Below are 17,330 nucleotides of genomic sequence, written 5' to 3'. Positions count from 1 at the left end.
CCTGGTCGGCGTTCCGATCGAGCTCGGCGCCAACAAGTAAGCAACCGCACTACCGCTGCGACCTGAAGGAAACCAAGACATGTGTGGAGCGAAGGCCGGCGGCCCCGACGCGGCATCGAGCCCGTACGCGCTGCCGCCGGTCAGTACGATCGCGTCGACCCGCTGCACCAGGTTCCGCGGATCGAGCGCGTCGGTCTCCTTGGTACCGGGCCCGCCGCCCCGCACGTCCACGGCGGCCACCGCCCCGCCCTCCGGCGCCAGCACGACGGTCGTACCGGTGAGCCAACCGTCCCCCGACCGCGTCGCATGCCCCACCCGCACTCCGGCCACATCCGTCAATGCGTCAACTGTCATGGGGGTCAGTCTTGCCCAGCCCCCGGCCGATTCGGGGCCTGTCGGCGCGGTGCGCACCGGTGATCCGGGGACGGACGGCCCCGCTTGGGCCACTGTTCCCGTGACGGTCGCCTGAGCTTCGACCGCTGTCTCGGTCGCGGTCAGGTCACTTACGCCGTCGCCTCCGCTCCGCTCTCCCCGGCGGCAGCCGTCCGTGCCGTCAGTGTCACCCCGACCGCCACCGTCAGCGCCGACACCAGTCCCGCCGCGAGTACCGCCCACTGCCCCATGAAGGTGCAGCAGATCACCAGCAACGCGGCCACGGGGAGCACCAGTTGCTGGGTGATGCCCACCTTGTAGTGGCGGGCGTGGAGTGCCCAGACGCTGAGCAGGTACAGCGCCGTCGGCAGGGTCACCGCGGCGGATGCCGCCAGTGTGGAGATGTGTGCCTTGCCGGCCGCCTGTGTGACCGCCACTTCCAGGCCCGCGCCGATCGTGGCCGCCGACGCGAAGATCAGGTAGTGGCCGTAACCCCACAGGAACGCCTGCTTGTTGGAGCGAAGGTGGCCGTGGATCGGCACCACGAAGTAGATCCACCAGGCGGCGAACACGATCAGCAGTCCGCCGGCCGCGATGGGGAGCCATTCGCCCAGCGCGTCGTGCTCGTCCACCCCGGACTTCACGGCGACCGTCGCCGCCGCGATCGTCTCGCCCAGCACGATGATCGTGAACAGCCCGTACCGTTCCGAGATGTGGTGCGGATGCCACGGCGTAGGGAAGTCCTTCTCCGCGTAGCGCGGCACGCACAGCTCGGCGATCACCATCACGAGGAACACCCAGCCCCGGGCCGGTTCCGGCAGGACCACCAGGCCGGTCCAGCCGACCATGCAGAGCAGCACGCCGCCCGCGTACCGCAATGCCATCGTCCGCTCCGGGCCCGCGGCGTCCTTCGCCGCCCGCAGCCACTGCGCGGCCATCGCCGCCCGCATGATCAGGTAGCCGATCCAGACGACCACGTAGTCGTGCTGATCGAAGGCCCGTGTGACCCCGGCCGCGAGGACCAGGACGCCGGCGATCTGCACCAGGGTGACGACCCGGTACAGCACGTCGTCGTTGTCGTACGCCGAGGCGAACCAGGAGAAGTTCATCCAGGCCCACCAGATCGAGAAGAACTGCATCGCGTAGTTCATGACGCCCTCGCCCGCATGGCCCTCCGCGACGGCGTGCGCCAGCTGGAGGCCCGCCTGCGCGATGGCCACGACGAAACACAGGTCGAAGAAGAGTTCCAGCGGGGAGGCGACCCGGTGCGGCTCGTCCCGGCCTCGGGCGGTGAGCGGGCGCAGGGGGCGTAGGGGGCGCTGGGGTCTGTGAGTCTCGGACGTCATGGGGCCAAGCACAGCAGATAACGTCCGCCGGGGGCCGTACCCTGGAGGCATGAGTACTGTCCCCGCCCCCGCGCCGCGCGATCCGAAGCCCGCGCTGGTCTTCGACGACCCGCTGAGCCGGCCGTCCTCGGACGACACGGACCGCGGGTGGGGCGAGCGGCCCGAGGGCGACAGCGCGGCCGACCTGAAGCGCTTCCTCGACGAGAAGCCGCCCCACCACATCTGAGCCTTCGGCTACGGCTCCCGGTGCCCCTCGCCGCGCTGCGCGACCAGCGCGTCGCGGATCTCCTTGAGCACCTCCAGCTCGGTGATCTCGATGACCTCCTGCGTGCCTTCCTTGGCCTTGCGCTGGGCCTCCGCGCGGGCCAGGTACTTCGACATCGGCAGGACCATCAGGAAGTAGACGACCGCCGCGGTGATCACGAAGCTGAGGGCGGCTCCCAGGACGGAGCCCCACATCAGCTGGATGCCCTTGTCGCCCGAGCAACTGCTGCTCAGGCACGAGCTGTAGGTGTCCAGGTTCTGTGTGCCGATCGCCCCGACGAGCGGGTTGATGATGCCCTTCACCACCGAGTTGACGATGTTCGTGAAGGCGGCGCCGATGACGACCGCGACTGCCAGATCGACGACGTTCCCGCGCATCAGGAAGGCCTTGAAGCCCTGCCAGACGCCCGATTCCTTCTTCTTCTCGCTCAACTCGGAGCCTCTTCTCGCACGTGCAGGGTGTGGAACCAACAGCTCCGCAACCTACGTCAAGGCCCGGCCGCCCTGTCCAATTCAGTAACTCGAACGAGGGACTTGACACGAATTCGCACAGGCGACGGAAGGCCCTGACCACGACACGGAGCGCACGGTTCACCACAGTGTCACCGCCAGCCGTGCCGTGGCGCCGGCGCCGGCCAGCCGCGCCGCCGTGGAGCGCGGCACCGACAGCACCACCAACGCCCCGCCGCCGTCCGCCACTTCGAGCGGCTCGGGCACCTTCGTCACCCGCGCCCCGCGCGCGACCACGTGAGCGTCACCGCCCGCCGCCGACTCCTCCGCGGCGATCACATCGACCCGGTCGCCGGCCCGCAGCAGCCGGACCGTACCGGCGTCGGCGATCCGCACCGGCGCCGACACCCACTCGACCGCCCGGCGCTGCCGTACCGGATCTGCCACCGGATGCCCGCGGGGCCGCTCGCTGTGCCGAGCCTCCGCCGCGTCACGCGGGCCCGCCGCCACGAGCGCGGCCGCGGTCAGCGCGAGCCCCGCGGCCACGGCCCGCCTCCGGTGCCGTAGCAACCGGCGCAGTTGACTGCGCGCGCCGCGCACCCGCACCGGCGCGAAGTGCGGCACCTCGCACGTGGGCGGAGCGTCGGTGCCCAGCGGGCGCGGAAAGGGATCGGTGCCCGGCGGGCCGGGAAAGGACGGAGGGGAGAGGGACATGGGGACCACCACCTGCGACGAGGGATCGGTTTGCGGTCCCACGATGCGGCAATCCGCCGGGGCCTGCCGGAGCCCGTGTGTTACCCGCCGGTTGTGGACAACTCCCTCACCCGAACGGGACGTTCCGCACCCTGGAGGCTCTCGCCGCCCCGTCCGGTGCGAGGGTTACGGCAGCTCGAAGCCCGGATCCACCCCGCCCAGCGCGTTCACGCACAGGCAGTCCCGTGCCTGGCTCTCCGGCAGCGCGGCCACCGTGTCGAACAACACGCCCCGCAGCCGGTCCACGTTGGCCGCGAACACCCGCAGCACCTCGTCGTGGGAGACGCCCTCGCCGGTCTCGGCGCCCGCGTCGAGGTCGGTGACGAGGGTCAACGAGGAGTAGCAGAGCTCCAGTTCACGGGCGAGCGCCGCCTCGGGGTGGCCGGTCATGCCGACCACCGACCAGCCCTGCGCCTGGTGCCACAAGGACTCGGCGCGGGTCGAGAAGCGCGGGCCCTCGATCACCACGAGTGTGCCGCCGTCCACCGGTTCCCAGTCCCGCCCGCGCGCCGCCTTCAGCGCGGCCGTCCGGCCGGTCGGGCAGTAGGGGTCGGCCAGGGACACGTGCACCACGTTCGGCACCGTGCCGCCGGGCAGCGGGAGTCCGTCGAAGTACGTGCCCGTCCGGGACTTCGTACGGTCCACCAGCTGGTCCGGCACCAGCAGGGTGCCCGGCCCGTACTCGGGGCGCAGCCCGCCCACCGCGCACGGACCGAGGACCTGGCGCACACCGACGGAGCGCAACGCCCATAGGTTCGCCCGGTAGTTGATGCGGTGCGGCGGCAGATGGTGGCCGCGCCCGTGCCGGGGCAGGAACGCGACCCGCCGGCCGGCGATCTCGCCGAGGAAGAGGGAGTCGCTGGGTGGTCCGTAGGGGGTGTCCACCTGGATCTCGGTCACGTCGTCGAGGAACGAGTAGAACCCGGAGCCACCGATTACGCCGATCTCTGCGTTCGCCATGGCCAGCACCCTAGCCGCCGTCGAAAAGGCGTAGGAGGCGACTTTGAGAACGCCAGAAGACCCTGTCGTTGTACGACGACAGGGTCTTGCGGAAAAGTCCTACGCGGCGGAGCTGTTACTGCCGGACGAGGAGCCCGAGCTCGACGACTTCGAGTCCGAGGAGGACGACGACGTCGAGGTGGTGGACGGCTTCGAGTCCGAGGACGTCGACGGCTTCGCGGTGGCCGGCGAGCTGCTCGACGAGGAGCCGCGGCTGTCGTTCCGATAGAAACCGGAGCCCTTGAAGACAATGCCGACCGCGGAGTACACCTTCTTCAGGCGGCCACCGCAATTGGGGCACTCGGTCAGGGCGTCGTCGGTGAACTTCTGCACCGCCTCGAGGCCCTCGCCGCACTCGGTGCACTGATACTGGTAGGTCGGCACTGTTGTCTTCCTCCTGGCACTCTCACTCAATGAGTGCTAACGAGCGTCCATAGTGACGTATTCCCGGGGATCAGTCCACTGCCACCGGCACGCGGTGACCGACGCCACGTGCGACGGTCCGGCTGCGGGGCCGGGTCGCGAGGTGCGACCGGAGTGCGATCAGGGTCCCCAGGGCGAGCACCGTACCGGCCATCGGCACCAGGAAACCGGCGCCGCCCCACAGGCGGTCCTCCAGCTGTCCGGCGACCGTGACGGCGGCGGCCTGGCCGAGGGCGACCGCGCCGGTCAGCCAGGTGAAGGCCTCGGTGCGGGCGCCGGCCGGGACGAGCCCCTCGACCAGCGTGTAGCCGGTGATCAGGGCGGGCGCGATGCACATGCCGACCAGGAGACCGAGGCCGGCCAGGAGCAGCGCCGAGTGGGCCGTCCACAGGGCGGACGCGGTCAGCGCGAGGGCCGCGTAGCCGACGAGGAGGCGGCGCTGCGGGGCCACCTTCCAGGCGACGGCACCGCAGACGATCCCGGAGAGCATGTTGCCGGCGGCGAACGTGCCGTACAGGACGCCGTTCAGGCCGGGTTCTCCGATCGACTCCGTGAAGGCGGCCAGGGAGACCTGCATGCCGCCGAAGACCGAACCGATGCCGAGGAAGGTCACGATCAGCACGCGCACCCCGGGGATGCTCAGCGCGGAAACGTGCTCCACGCGTGCGTGCCCGACGAGGGTCACCTTGGGCTGGGTGCCCTTCTGAGCGGCGAACAGCAGGCCGCCGATCAGGGTGAGCCCCGCCTCCGTGATCAGGCCCGCGGCCGGGTTCACGGCGGTGCACAGGGCGGTCGCCAGCAACGGGCCGAAGACGAAGGTCAGTTCATCGGTGACCGACTCGAAGGCCGCGGCCGTGCTCAGCAGCGGGGAGTCCTGGAGCTTCACGCCCCAGCGGGCGCGCACCATGGGCCCGATCTGCGGCACCGAGGCGCCGGTCGGCACGGCCGCCACGAACAGCGCCCACAGGGGCGCGTGGCCGAGCGCGAGGGCCGTGAACGTCAGGCCCGACAGGGTGTGCACCAGGACGCCGGGGAGCAGGACGGCCCGCTGCCCGTGGCGGTCGGCCAGCCGTCCGCTGTAGGGCGCGAACAGGGCCATGGAGACGCCGGTGACGGCCGCGGCGGCGCCCGCCGCGCCGTAGGAGCCGGTGGTGTGCTGCACGAGCAGCACGATGGAGATGGTGAGCATCGCGAACGGCTGGCGTGCCGCGAAGCCGGGGAGCAGGAACGTCCAGGCGCCACGCGTGCGCAGCAACTGCCCGTATCCAGGACGTGATCCCGGGCGGGAGGTGACCGTGGATGCCACGGCCCGTGCCTTTCTGCCACCTGGTAGCGCGCCCCGTGCGGGGGGAGCCGAGCACTGTCCTCTTGCGCGGAACTGCGGTAGATACCGGTGCCCACGCGGAGAGGGATTCGGCCGCCATACGGTCGCGCCAGCACTGCGTCAGGCAGAGTTGGTTCGATCAGAATGTGCCTTCATCGTACAGGTGACGAAGCCTGTTGAGCCTGTGAAAACGGGCACCACGCGCGCGTTCACCTGTGATTGGTGAACATGTGAACCGTACGAAACATGCCCTTAACGACTGGCGCCGGCACCGTCCGTGCCCAGCCACCCCGCCAGCTTGCCGCCGTGACCCACCGCGCGCAGCCGCTGCTCCGCCGCGTCCCGGACCGGGTCCGTGGCGACCACGAGGAGCTCGTCACCGCGCCGCAGGACCGTCGAGGGCAGCGGGACAAACGATTTTCCGTCGCGTACGACGAGGGTGACCGCGGCCCCGGCCGGCAGCCTGAGCTCGTTGACCTCGACGCCGTGCATCTTCGACTCCTCGGGGATCGCGACCGACAGCAGATGTCCGCGCAGCCGCTCCAGGGGCGCCGATTCGATGCCGAGGTCGGCGGCCTCCGGACCCTCGCCGAGCCGCAGCTTGCGGGCCAGCCAGGGCAGCGTCGGCCCCTGGACGAGGGTGTAGACGACGACCAGGACGAAGACGATGTTGAAGATGCGGCGGCTGCCTTCGACGCCGTTCACCATGGGGATCGTCGCCAGGATGATGGGTACGGCGCCGCGCAGCCCGGCCCAGGACATGAGGGTCTGCTCCTGCCAGGGCACCCGGAACGGCGTGAGGCTGACGACCACGCTGAGCGGCCGGGCCACCATCGTCAGCACCAGGCCGATGAGGAGCGCGGGCCAGACGTCGTCCCCCAGCTCGTGCGGGGTGACCAGCAGGCCGAGCAGGACGAACATGCCGATCTGGGCGATCCAGCCGAGCCCGTCGGCGAAACCGCGCGTCGCGGGCCAGTGGGGCAGCTTGGCGTTGCCGAGCACCATCGACGCGAGATAGACCGCCAGGAAGCCGCTGCCGTGCGCCAGGGCGCCCGTGGCGTACGCGGTGAGCGCGATCGCCATGACCGCGATCGGGTAGAGGCCGGAGGCGGGCAGTGCCACGTGCCGCATCCCCCAGGAGCCGAGCCAGCCCACCGCGAGGCCGATGGCCGCGCCGATGGCCAGCTCCAGGGCTATCTCGGCCACCAGCAGGTACCAGTGCTCGACGGGGCCGGCCGTGGAGAAGGCGACGACCAGGATGACCACCGGGGCGTCGTTGAAGCCCGACTCGGCCTCCAGCGTGCCCGTCACGCGCGCGGGGAGGGGGATCCGGCGCAGCACGGAGAAGACCGCCGCCGCGTCCGTCGAGGACACCACCGCCCCGATGATGAACGCCTGCCGCCACTCCAGTCCGACCAGATAGTGCGCGCCCGCCGCCGTGACGCCGACGCTCACCGCCACCCCCGCCAGCGCCAGCGTGGCGGCGGACGACAGGACCGGCCCGACCTCCTTCCACTTCGTGCCGAGGCCGCCCTCGGCCAGGATCACGACCAGGGCCGCGTACCCGATGACCTGGGTCAGCTCGGCGTTGTCGAAGTGGATGTCGCCGATGCCGTCCTGGCCCATGGCGACGCCGATCCCCAGGTACACGAGCAGGCTGGGGAGCCCGCTGCGCGAGGAGACCCGGACCGCCGCGACGGCGACGAGCAGGACGAGCGAGCAGACGAGCAGGAGCTGGTCGAGGTGGTGGACAGTCAGTGGCCTTCCCTTCCTCGGCTGACGCGCGTACAGGGCGGCAGCACATGTACAGGGGACGCGAGGCTGCGGTGCCATGCATCCAAGTACTTCGTTACCTTACCTAACTCTTGACGATTTCTTGACACTTCTCGAGGCAAGATCGAATGCCCGTCCGCGTCGGTACCCGACTCCGCGTCAAGTCGCTCGGGACCCTGCGCCTATGGTTGCTCCAGCGCTCAGTCAAAAGCACAGCCCGCCCTGCCGCTCGCGTTAGGACAGCAAGGACAGCGATGCCCCCCAACACCACCGCCTCATCGGGTCATAAGCCCGGCAAGTCCGGCAGGAAAAAGGGGCGCAAAGCCCGTCTACTGGTGCTTGTTCTGGTAATGGCCATCATCGGTGGCATCGCCTACGGCGCGTACTGGTCCGTCAGCACGGTCCGTGCCTCCCTTCCGCAGACCACGGGCTCGATCACGCTCGAGGGCCTGTCGGGGCCCGTCGACGTCAAGCGTGACAGCTACGGCATCCCGCAGATCTACGCGTCCTCCGACGCGGACCTGTTCATGGCGCAGGGCTACGTCCAGGCGCAGGACCGGTTCTACGAGATGGACGTGCGCCGGCACATGACCGCCGGGCGGCTGTCCGAGATGTTCGGCAAGAGCCAGGTCAAGGACGACGAGTTCCTGCGCACCCTGGGCTGGGACCGGGTGGCCCAGAAGGAGTACGACACCAAACTGTCGGCCTCCACGAAGAAGTACCTCCAGGCGTACGCCAAGGGGGTCAACGCCTACCTCCAGGGCAAGGACGGCAAGGACATCTCCCTGGAGTACGCGGCTCTCGGCTTCGAGAACGACTACAAGCCCGAGAAGTGGACCCCGGTCGACTCGGTCGCGTGGCTCAAGGCGATGGCCTGGGACCTGCGCGGCAACATGAAGGACGAGATCGACCGCGCCCTGATGACCACCCGCCTCGGCCCCCAGCAGATCGCGGACCTGTACCCGGACTACCCGTACAGCCGCAACCAGCCGATCGTCACCGAGGGCGAGTACGACGAGTACACCAAGACCTTCGACGGCGGTGACAGCTCCTCCAGCACGTCCACGAGCGGCACGACGGGCTCGTCGTCGTCCTCGTCCAGCTCGGCCCTCACGAGCCAGCTCGCGGGCCTCTCGGACGTCCTGGACGACCTCCCGACGGCCGTCGGCGTGAACGGCCAGGGCATCGGCTCCAACTCCTGGGTCGTCGCCGGGAAGAACACCATCACCGGCAAGCCCCTCCTGGCCAACGATCCACACCTGGAGGCGTCGCTGCCGTCCGTCTGGTACCAGATGGGCCTGCACTGCCGCACGGTCTCCAGCAAGTGCCAGTACGACGTCAGCGGCTACACCTTCGCGGGCATGCCCGGCGTCGTCATCGGCCACAACCAGAACATCGCCTGGGGCATGACCAACTCCGGGGTCGACGTCACCGACCTCTACCTGGAGAAGCTCTCCGGCGACGGCTACCTGTACGACGGCACGACGAAGCCCTTCACGACCCGCACGGAGACCATCAAGGTCGCCGGCGGCGCCTCCAAGAAGATCGTCGTCCGGGAGACCAACAACGGACCGCTGCTGTCCGACCGCAACGACGAACTCGTGAAGGTCGGCAAGAAGGCCACCGTCGACACCGCGGCACCCGACAGAGGCGACGGCTACGGCATCGCCCTGCGCTGGACCGCCGAGGACCCGGGCAGCACCATGGACGCCGTCTTCGCCATCGACAAGGCGTCCGACTGGAGCGAGTTCCGCTCCGCTTCCGCGAAGTTCGACGTGCCCTCGCAGAACCTCGTCTACGCCGACACCAAGAACAACATCGGCTACACGCTGCCCGGCAAGATCCCGGTGCGTGGCAAGGGCGACGGCTCGCTGCCCGTGCCCGGCTGGGACTCCAAGTACGACTGGACCGGCTACATCCCGCAGGCCGCCCTGCCGTACGAGTACAACCCGAAGCGCGGCTACATCGTCACCGCCAACCAGGCCGTGATTGACAAGGACAAGTACCCGTACACGCTCACCACGGACTGGGGCTACGGCACCCGCAGCCAGCGCATCACCGATCTGATCCAGTCGAAGATCGACGGCGGCGGCAAGATCTCCACCGACGACATGCGGCAGATGCAGCTCGACGACAGCAGCGAGATCGCCAAGCTGCTCGTGCCCAAGCTGCTGAAGATCGACGAGCCCGACCCGGACGTGCGCGAGGCGCAGAAGCTCCTGGAGGGCTGGGACTACACCCAGGACGCCGACTCGGCGGCCGCCGCCTACTTCAACTCGGTGTGGCGCAACATCCTCAAACTCGCCTTCGGCAACAAGCTGCCCAAGGAGCTGCGGGTCGAGGGCCAGTGCCTGTACGTCGCGCCGGTCGACACCACCGGTCCCGCCGACGAGGACAACCAGAAGGTGCGCGAGTGCGGCGAGCGTGACGCCGACCAGGCCCAACCGGACGGCGGTGACCGCTGGTTCGAGGTCGTCCGCAAGCTCATGGACGACCCGAACAGCGACTGGTGGAAGACCCCCGCGTCGGGCAACCGCCCGGCGGCGACCAACATGAACCAGCTGTTCAAGCGCGCCATGATCGACGCCCGCTGGGAGCTGACCGCCAAGCTCGGCAAGGACATCGACACCTGGAGCTGGGGCCGGCTGCACCGCCTGTTCCTGAAGAACCAGACCCTGGGCACCAGCGGCCCCGGCATCGTCCAGTACGTCCTCAACCGCGGCCCCTGGCAGCTCAGCGGCGGCGAGGCCACGGTCAACGCGACCGGCTGGAACGCGGCAGGCGGCTACGGAGTCGTCTGGGTGCCGTCGATGCGCATGGTGGTCAACCTCGACGACTTCGACAAGTCCAAGTGGATCAACCTCACCGGAGCCTCCGGGCACGCCTACAGCGCGCACTACACCGACCAGACCAGCAAGTGGGTCGACGGTGAGCTGCTGTCCTGGTCGTTCTCGTCCAAGGCGGTCGACGACAGCACGAGCGACACCCTGGTGCTGAAGCCGTGACTCGTTGAACAACCGAACAACCCGAAATGGCCCTCCACGCGTGCGTGGAGGGCCATTTCGGTTCCCCTTCAGTTCCCCGCGAACCGCCGCACACCCGAGGGCGTCACCGCCGCCCGCACCGGCCGGTCGTGCGCCTCCGCGGGGACGTGCTCGACGACCTCGGAGTCGTACAGCAGCACCACCAGCGCGGGATGGACGCCCGCCCGCTCCAGCCGCGCCAGCACACGGTCGTACGACCCCCCGCCGCGCCCCAGGCGCATCCCGCGCCCGTCGACCGCCAGACCGGGCAGCAGGACGACGTCGGCGGCCGTCACGGCGTCCGGACCGAGCCGCTCGCCGGAGGGCTCCAACAGGGCCATCTTTCCGCCGTGTCGGACCCGGGCGAGCGAGCCCTCGCCGTCGTAGGAGCCCCAGTCCAGGTCGTTGTCCGGGAGGAGCGCCGGGAGCAGGACGTCGATGCCCCGCGCGCGGAGTGCGTCCAGGAGTGTGAGCGTTCCGGGTTCGGTGCCGACGGAGACGTACGCCGCCACCGTGCGCGCGTGCGCCAACTCCGGCAGTTCCAGGGCGCGGTCGGCGAGCGCGACGGCGGCCTCCCGCACGTCATCGGCCGTCAACCTGTTCCTCACCGTGAGGAACTCTCTTCGCAACATACGCTTGTCAGGCTCTGGTTCACGTCCCAGCTGATGCACAGGTCCCACCCGTACCCTTCCTAATGTGCTCATATGAGAGCGTTTTAACCGGAGCCACAGATTCAGCACAAAGGCACCGGATAAGGTTCGGGCATGACTCAGTCGCACCCCAGGATCAGCAAGGCTGTCATCCCCGCAGCCGGTCTCGGCACCAGGTTCCTGCCGGCCACGAAGGCAACTCCCAAGGAGATGCTGCCGGTCGTGGACAAGCCCGCGATCCAGTACGTGGTCGAAGAGGCCGCGTCGGCTGGGCTCGACGACGTCCTCATGATCACCGGGCGCAACAAGCGCCCCCTGGAGGACCACTTCGACCGCAACTACGAGCTCGAATCCGCCCTCCAGAAGAAGGGCGACGCGAGCCGCCTCGCCAAGGTCCAGGAGTCCAGCGACCTCGCCACCATGCACTACGTCCGCCAGGGCGATCCCAAGGGCCTCGGTCACGCGGTCCTGTGCGCGGCCCCGCACGTCGGCCATGAGCCCTTCGCCGTCCTCCTCGGGGATGACCTCATCGACCCCCGCGACCCCCTCCTCGCGCGCATGGTCGAGGTCCAGGAGCAGCACGGCGGCAGCGTCATCGCGCTCATGGAGGTCGCGCCCGAGCAGATCCACCTCTACGGCTGCGCGGCCGTGGAGGCCACCGCGGACGACGACGTCGTCAAGGTGACCGGCCTGGTCGAGAAGCCGGACGCGGCCGACGCCCCGTCGAACTACGCGATCATCGGCCGCTACGTCCTGGACCCCCACATCTTCGGCATACTGCGCAAGACCGAGCCGGGCCGCGGCGGCGAGATCCAACTCACCGACGCCCTCCAGCAATTGGCCACCGACGAGAAGGTCGGCGGCCCCGTGCACGGCGTCGTCTTCAAGGGCCGCCGCTATGACACCGGCGACCGGGGCGACTATCTGCGTGCCATTGTCAGACTCGCGTGCGAACGTGAAGACCTGGGACCGGACTTCCGGGCCTGGCTTCGCAGTTACGTAGCCGAGGAGATGTAGCAACGTTGAGCACCGCCGCGAACCGCACCGCAGGACCCGACCACCTCTGGACGGTGGACGAGCACCTGGAGGACATCCTCGCGACCGTCCGCCCCCTGGAACCCATCGAGCTGCAACTGCTCGACGCCCAGGGCTGCGTCCTGGTCGAGGACATCACGGTGCCGGTCTCGCTCCCGCCCTTCGACAACAGCTCGATGGACGGATACGCGGTGCGGGTCACGGATGTCGCGGGCGCGAGCGAGGAGTTCCCGGCGGTCCTGACGGTGATCGGCGACGTCGCGGCGGGCCGGGCCGAGCCGCTCCACGTGGGCCCCGGCGAGACCGCCCGCATCATGACCGGCGCCCCGCTCCCACCCGGTGCCGAGGCCGTCGTCCCCGTGGAGTGGACCGACGGAGGCCTCGGCGGCGGCCCGGTCAGCGGAATGCGGGCCCGCAGCCAGGCTCCCGAGGGCGCCGGCGGGCACGTACATGTGTACCGCTCGGCCGAGGCACGCGCGCACGTGCGCGCGATGGGCAGCGACGTGAAGGCGGGCGACCGCGCCCTGGACGCCGGCACGGTGCTCGGCCCGCCGCAGATCGCCCTCCTCGCCGCGGTCGGCCGCGGCACGGTCCGCGTACGCCCCCGCCCGCGCGTGGTCGTCATGTCCACCGGCAGCGAACTCGTCCAGCCCGACGAGCAGTTGGGCGACGGCCAGATCTACGACTCCAACAGCTTCGCCCTCACCGCCGCCGCCCGCGACGCCGGAGCCATCGCCTACCGGGTGGGCGCCGTCGCCGACGACGCCGAGACCCTCCGCTCCACCATCGACGACCAGCTTGTCCGCGCCGACCTCCTGGTCACCACCGGCGGCGTGAGCGTCGGGGCGTACGACGTCGTCAAGGAGGCGCTGTCCTCCGTAGGGGACGAGGACGAGGAGGGCGCCGGGATCGACTTCCGCAAGCTCGCCATGCAGCCCGGAAAACCCCAGGGCTTCGGCTCCATCGGCCCCGACCACATCCCGCTGCTGGCCCTCCCCGGCAACCCGGTGTCGTCGTACGTCTCCTTCGAGCTGTTCGTCCGGCCCGCGATCCGCGCCCTGATGGGCCTGGACGACGTCCACCGTCCGACGACCCGGGCCACCCTCACCACCGACAAGGCGCTGACCTCCCCGAAGGGCCGCAGACAGTTCCTGCGCGGGACGTACGCCGACGGCGACGTGACCCCCGTAGGGGGCGCCGGATCGCACCTGGTCGCGGCCCTCGCGCTCGCCGACGCGCTGATCGTCGTCCCCGAGGACGTCGAGTCCGTCGAGCCCGGCACCGAGGTCCAGGTGGTCCTGCTCGGCTGAGTACTCCGAGTTGGCGGTACCGTGTCGCGCACAACACGCCCGGACCGGGAGCGCCACACAGCATGACTGAGCCTTTCCGGGGGGACACCCCCGGACCCCTTGCGCAAGACCGCCTCACGCACATCGACGACGCGGGCGCCGCCCGGATGGTCGACGTGTCCGCGAAGGACGTGACCGCGCGCACCGCCACCGCCAGCGGACGCGTCCTCGTCTCGCCCCGCGTGGTCGAACTGCTGCGCGGCGAAGGGGTCCCCAAGGGCGACGCCCTGGCCACCGCGCGCATCGCCGGGATCATGGGCGCCAAACGCACCCCGGACCTGATCCCGCTCTGCCACCCGTTGTCGGTGTCGGGTGTGAAACTGGATCTGTCGGTCGCGGACGACTCCGTACGGATCCGGGCCACCGTGAAGACGACGGACCGCACGGGAGTCGAGATGGAGGCCCTCACCGCGGTCTCCGTCGCGGCCCTCACCGTGATCGACATGGTCAAGGCGGTCGACAAGGGAGCGGTCATCACGGACGTGCGCGTGGAGGAGAAGACGGGCGGCAAGTCGGGCGACTGGAGCCGGACATGACGCTCGACGATTCGGTCGGCGGCGCGCTGCTCGCGCCGTACAGCGCACTGGTGGTCACCGCCTCCAACCGGGCTGCCTCCGGGGTCTACGAGGACAAGGGCGGCCCCTTGATCGCGGACGGCCTCAAGGACTTCGGCTTCGCTGTCGACGGGCCGCAGGTGGTCCCCGACGGCGACCCGGTCGAGGCGGCCCTGCGAGCCGCCGTAGCGGCCGGTTACGACGCCGTCGTCACCACCGGCGGCACCGGCGTCTCGCCCACCGACCGCACCCCCGAGGCGACCCGCGCGGTGATCGACTACGAGGTGCCGGGCATCGCCGAGGCCATCCGGGCGTTCGGACGGGAGAAGGTGCCGACCTCGGCGCTCTCCCGGGGCCTGGCCGGAGTCGCCGGGGGCACACTGATCGTCAACCTGCCGGGGTCCACCGGCGGGGTGAGGGACGGCCTCGCCGTCCTGGAGCCCCTGCTGGCGCACGTCGTCGACCAGATCCGAGGCGGCGATCACCCCAGACCCGCCGACACCAGTGGGGGTGCGAGCTGAACAGCCCATCCTGGCCCGCCGTGCTGGTGGACGGCGACATCGTCCTGAGGCCGATAAAGCTGCGCGACCAGCGGGCCTGGCGCGAGGTCAACCGGCGCAACCGGGACTGGCTGCGCCCCTGGGAGGCGACCATTCCACCGCCCACGCCCAGCGGACCGATCGCGCACCGGCCGACCTACCGGCAGATGGTCCGGCACCTGCGCTCCGAGGCGAACTCGGGCCGGATGCTGCCGTTCGTCATCGAATACCAGGGGCGCCTGGTCGGGCAGTTGACGGTCGCCGGGATCACCTGGGGCTCGATGTGCTCGGGCCACGTCGGCTACTGGGTGGACGAGTCGGTGGCCGGCCGCGGAGTGATGCCGACATCCGTGGCACTCGCCGTCGACCACTGTTTCCGGGCCGTGGGACTGCACCGCATCGAGGTCTGCATTCGCCCGGAGAACGGCCCCAGCCGCCGGGTCGTCGAGAAACTCGGATTCCGTGAGGAAGGCCTCAGGCCCCGTTATCTCCACATCGACGGCGCCTGGCGCGACCATCTCGTGTTCGCGCTCACCGCGGAAGAGGTGCCCGAGGGGCTGCTGGCCCGCTGGCAGCGGGCACGCTCCCGGAGCACCCCGCACGACAATCCCGCATAGCGGCAAGCCCGTTGGACCCGAAGCCCGGAAATGGAATAAGTGTTCGAAAGTGATCGGCGGATGACCGTCTTGGGGCAATGAATTCGCCAACTCGGCGGCCTGTTGATCGCATCCATCACAAAAAAAGCTCGAAATATCAGCCAGATCGTGCGACACACCGACTCAATTGGCAGATGGCCTCACGCAAACCCCTCTACCGTGTGAGGCGTGAGCAGCAGCGGCCTCATCTACGCAGTCATTGTCGGGGCCTGGGCCGCCTACTTGGTGCCGATGTGGCTCCGTAGGCAGGACGAGCTGAACGAGGCCCGTCCGACGGAACGCTTCAGCACCGCCATCCGGCTGCTGTCCGGACGGGCGGGAATGGAGCGCCGGTACGCCAAGGACCTGCGGGCGCGCTCCGCCGAGGAGGGGGAGTCCAGCGCCGTCGTGCCGGACGTCGTCACCGACTCGGTGGACGTCCGGGCCTTCGCCATGCCCCCGGCCCGTCCCCAGGTGCACGCGCCCGTCCGGCAGCAGAGTCAGGACCGGCCGGAAGCGGCGCGAGAACCGGAGCGCGGGGCGGTGCGCGAATCGGCGCGCGAACCCGAACGTGAGCCGGTCCGCGAACCGGCGCGTGAACAGGCGCCCAAGGCGGCACCCCACCAAGCCTCCGCGCCGGCTCAGGCGCCCAAGTCCGCACCCGCGTCCGCGTCTGCGCGCAAGCGCGTCCCGGTCGCGCGGCGTTCGCCGGCCGAGGAGGCCGCGGCAGCGCGCGCCCGGCGTGTGAAGGTGCTCGCGCGCCGTAGGCGTACCACCGTGATGCTCTTCCTCGCCTTCACGCTCGGCGCGATCGTCGCGGCGGTCGGCGGGCTCGCCCTGCTCTGGGCGCCCGGCGTCCCGGCGGTCCTGCTCAGCGGGTACATCGCCTACCTGCGCTCGCAGGAACGCCGCCGCTTCGCCTACCAGATGGACCGGCGCCAGGCCGAGGTCGCCGCGCAGCGACTGAGGGAGCGTCAGCCGCGTCGGCGCGCGTCCGTGGACGCCGGGATCGACGACGCCGAGGAGGGCCCGCAACCGGCGACGGACCCCGGGCTGTCCGCACTCGCCGCCGACCGTCGCGCCCTCGTCGAGCAGACCGACCACGCCGAATGGGTCGACCAGCAGCGCGAGCGGCAGCGTCGGCCCGGCCAGGGCGACAGCTGGGACCCGGTGCCGGTACCGCTGCCGACGTACGTCACCGCGCCGGTCGCGCCGCGTGCCACGTCCGACGTGGACCTCGGGGCGCCGGACGCGTGGAGTTCGGCCCGGTCCAGCTCCGTGGCGCCGGAGCACGAGGAGCGGTCCGCCGCGCGGGACGACCGCGATGCCCGCGACGAGCGTGATGCCCGGGACGCTCGGGACGAGGACGCGGAGGATCCGTCGGACGACAAAACGACGGCCGACGGACGCACCGACGCCCGTCGCGCCGCCTCCGCCCGACGCGCCCGCGAGCGGGGCCGCACCCCCCTGTTCGACCAGTACGAGGACGGCGAACGGCCCCGCGCGGCCAACGAGTGACCAGCCAAGGAACGGATTTCCAAGCACCCTGAGGGGGATGCTAGAGTTTCACTCGTTGCAAGGGCCTGTGGCGCAGTCTGGTAGCGCACCTCGTTCGCATCGAGGGGGTCTGGGGTTCAAATCCCCACAGGTCCACCGCACGACTGTTCTTGAGTTAGCTCAGGGGTAGTTGACGAGATCCCGTCCGATCGGAAGATCGGGCGGGATCTTCGTCGTTCCCGGGTGGTGTTCGATGCGGTGTCCGAATGTGCGGGACGTCACGGGTGGCTGCTGGTGGGGATTCCGCCGGGAATCGGTGGTGATTCGGGTGGGGGAGGCGGGGC

17 protein-coding genes and 1 tRNA gene are annotated in these 17,330 nt (G+C 70.1%); 9 read left to right on the top strand and 9 right to left on the bottom strand.

All coding sequences use genetic code 11. The annotated features are described in order from the left end of the window. Positions 1 to 354 (bottom strand): P1 family peptidase (locus ACNFOC_RS20850; RefSeq protein WP_416960599.1); only part of this gene is annotated, 354 nt, incomplete at its 3' end. 149 nt (positions 355 to 503) lie between these two features. Next, complete coding sequence (locus ACNFOC_RS20845) at positions 504 to 1,718, bottom strand: low temperature requirement protein A (protein WP_416960598.1); 1,215 nt, start codon at positions 1,716 to 1,718, stop codon at positions 504 to 506. 49 nt (positions 1,719 to 1,767) lie between these two features. On the opposite strand from ACNFOC_RS20845, the gene ACNFOC_RS20840 reads away from it, so the two are divergent. Continuing rightward, on the top strand, positions 1,768 to 1,944 hold the full coding sequence (locus tag ACNFOC_RS20840; protein WP_398850414.1) for a hypothetical protein: 177 nt from the start codon (positions 1,768 to 1,770) through the stop codon (positions 1,942 to 1,944). A gap of 8 nt (positions 1,945 to 1,952) precedes the next feature. Here ACNFOC_RS20840 and mscL read toward each other — a convergent pair whose 3' ends face one another. The 6 genes from mscL to ACNFOC_RS20810 form a co-directional block, all read right to left on the bottom strand. Beyond that, a complete protein-coding gene (gene mscL, locus ACNFOC_RS20835) occupies positions 1,953 to 2,414 on the bottom strand; it encodes a large conductance mechanosensitive channel protein MscL (protein ID WP_019057455.1) in 462 nt (153 codons plus the stop codon). Positions 2,415 to 2,573: 159 nt separating this feature from the next. Further along, positions 2,574 to 3,146, bottom strand: a complete 573-nt coding sequence (locus tag ACNFOC_RS20830) for a hypothetical protein (protein ID WP_416960597.1) — start codon at positions 3,144 to 3,146, stop codon at positions 2,574 to 2,576. 165 nt (positions 3,147 to 3,311) lie between these two features. Then, positions 3,312 to 4,145: an S-methyl-5'-thioadenosine phosphorylase gene (locus ACNFOC_RS20825; RefSeq protein WP_416960596.1), complete on the bottom strand. Its 834-nt coding sequence runs from the start codon at positions 4,143 to 4,145 to the stop codon at positions 3,312 to 3,314. Between the two features lie 99 nt (positions 4,146 to 4,244). Further along, the gene (locus tag ACNFOC_RS20820) at positions 4,245 to 4,568 is read right to left on the bottom strand and encodes an FmdB family zinc ribbon protein (RefSeq protein WP_416960595.1); all 324 of its coding nucleotides are present in this window, start codon (positions 4,566 to 4,568) and stop codon (positions 4,245 to 4,247) included. A 70-nt stretch (positions 4,569 to 4,638) separates the two neighbouring features. Continuing rightward, positions 4,639 to 5,913, bottom strand: a complete 1,275-nt coding sequence (locus ACNFOC_RS20815; RefSeq protein ID WP_416960594.1) for an MFS transporter — start codon at positions 5,911 to 5,913, stop codon at positions 4,639 to 4,641. A 270-nt stretch (positions 5,914 to 6,183) separates the two neighbouring features. After that, on the bottom strand, positions 6,184 to 7,764 hold the full coding sequence (locus ACNFOC_RS20810) for a potassium/proton antiporter (protein WP_416960593.1): 1,581 nt from the start codon (positions 7,762 to 7,764) through the stop codon (positions 6,184 to 6,186). Between the two features lie 194 nt (positions 7,765 to 7,958). On the opposite strand from ACNFOC_RS20810, the gene ACNFOC_RS20805 reads away from it, so the two are divergent. Continuing rightward, entirely contained in the window at positions 7,959 to 10,709 is a 2,751-nt protein-coding gene (locus ACNFOC_RS20805) for a penicillin acylase family protein (RefSeq protein ID WP_416960592.1), read from the top strand. Positions 10,710 to 10,777: 68 nt separating this feature from the next. Here the strand turns inward: ACNFOC_RS20805 and ACNFOC_RS20800 are convergent, their stop codons facing one another. Then, entirely contained in the window at positions 10,778 to 11,359 is a 582-nt protein-coding gene (locus ACNFOC_RS20800; RefSeq protein WP_416960591.1) for a 5-formyltetrahydrofolate cyclo-ligase, read from the bottom strand. Positions 11,360 to 11,491: 132 nt separating this feature from the next. Between ACNFOC_RS20800 and galU the strand changes: the two genes are divergently transcribed. The 7 genes from galU (at position 11,492) to ACNFOC_RS20765 (ending at position 17,142) form a co-directional block, all read left to right on the top strand. Next, on the top strand, positions 11,492 to 12,394 hold the full coding sequence (gene galU / locus ACNFOC_RS20795) for a UTP--glucose-1-phosphate uridylyltransferase GalU (RefSeq protein WP_416960590.1): 903 nt from the start codon (positions 11,492 to 11,494) through the stop codon (positions 12,392 to 12,394). A 5-nt stretch (positions 12,395 to 12,399) separates the two neighbouring features. Then, a complete protein-coding gene (gene glp, locus ACNFOC_RS20790) occupies positions 12,400 to 13,722 on the top strand; it encodes a molybdotransferase-like divisome protein Glp (protein ID WP_416960589.1) in 1,323 nt (440 codons plus the stop codon). 62 nt (positions 13,723 to 13,784) lie between these two features. Beyond that, positions 13,785 to 14,297 (top strand): cyclic pyranopterin monophosphate synthase MoaC, encoded by a 513-nt coding sequence (gene moaC / locus ACNFOC_RS20785; RefSeq protein ID WP_416960588.1) that lies wholly within the window; start codon positions 13,785 to 13,787, stop codon positions 14,295 to 14,297. Further along, positions 14,294 to 14,836, top strand: a complete 543-nt coding sequence (locus ACNFOC_RS20780; protein WP_416960587.1) for a MogA/MoaB family molybdenum cofactor biosynthesis protein — start codon at positions 14,294 to 14,296, stop codon at positions 14,834 to 14,836. Before moaC ends, ACNFOC_RS20780 begins: the two co-directional genes overlap by 4 nt. A gap of 20 nt (positions 14,837 to 14,856) precedes the next feature. Further along, positions 14,857 to 15,471, top strand: a complete 615-nt coding sequence (locus ACNFOC_RS20775) for a GNAT family N-acetyltransferase (protein ID WP_416960586.1) — start codon at positions 14,857 to 14,859, stop codon at positions 15,469 to 15,471. Between the two features lie 207 nt (positions 15,472 to 15,678). After that, on the top strand, positions 15,679 to 17,007 hold the full coding sequence (gene sepX, locus ACNFOC_RS20770) for a divisome protein SepX/GlpR (protein ID WP_416960585.1): 1,329 nt from the start codon (positions 15,679 to 15,681) through the stop codon (positions 17,005 to 17,007). A 61-nt stretch (positions 17,008 to 17,068) separates the two neighbouring features. Continuing rightward, positions 17,069 to 17,142 (top strand) — tRNA-Ala (locus ACNFOC_RS20765). Positions 17,143 to 17,330 lie beyond the last annotated feature (188 nt).

Source organism: Streptomyces colwelliae (assembly GCF_048158785.1).
Taxonomy (GTDB): domain Bacteria; phylum Actinomycetota; class Actinomycetes; order Streptomycetales; family Streptomycetaceae; genus Streptomyces.
The sequence above is the reverse complement of the archived record's forward strand: the minus strand, read 5'-3'. Positions and strand labels throughout refer to the sequence as shown.

What these genes read in the sequence shown, in the direction of transcription:
- ACNFOC_RS20845 (WP_416960598.1), bottom strand. Translation starts at nt 1,718, where the DNA reads ATGACGTCCGAGACTCACAGACCCCAGCGCCCCCTACGCCCCCTGCGC.
- ACNFOC_RS20840 (WP_398850414.1), top strand. Translation starts at nt 1,768, where the DNA reads ATGAGTACTGTCCCCGCCCCCGCGCCGCGCGATCCGAAGCCCGCGCTG.
- ACNFOC_RS20830 (WP_416960597.1), bottom strand. Translation starts at nt 3,146, where the DNA reads ATGTCCCTCTCCCCTCCGTCCTTTCCCGGCCCGCCGGGCACCGATCCC.
- ACNFOC_RS20825 (WP_416960596.1), bottom strand. Translation starts at nt 4,145, where the DNA reads ATGGCGAACGCAGAGATCGGCGTAATCGGTGGCTCCGGGTTCTACTCG.
- ACNFOC_RS20810 (WP_416960593.1), bottom strand. Translation starts at nt 7,764, where the DNA reads ATGGCACCGCAGCCTCGCGTCCCCTGTACATGTGCTGCCGCCCTGTAC.
- ACNFOC_RS20805 (WP_416960592.1), top strand. Translation starts at nt 7,959, where the DNA reads ATGCCCCCCAACACCACCGCCTCATCGGGTCATAAGCCCGGCAAGTCC.
- ACNFOC_RS20800 (WP_416960591.1), bottom strand. Translation starts at nt 11,359, where the DNA reads ATGTTGCGAAGAGAGTTCCTCACGGTGAGGAACAGGTTGACGGCCGAT.
- galU (WP_416960590.1), top strand. Translation starts at nt 11,492, where the DNA reads ATGACTCAGTCGCACCCCAGGATCAGCAAGGCTGTCATCCCCGCAGCC.
- moaC (WP_416960588.1), top strand. Translation starts at nt 13,785, where the DNA reads ATGACTGAGCCTTTCCGGGGGGACACCCCCGGACCCCTTGCGCAAGAC.
- ACNFOC_RS20780 (WP_416960587.1), top strand. Translation starts at nt 14,294, where the DNA reads ATGACGCTCGACGATTCGGTCGGCGGCGCGCTGCTCGCGCCGTACAGC.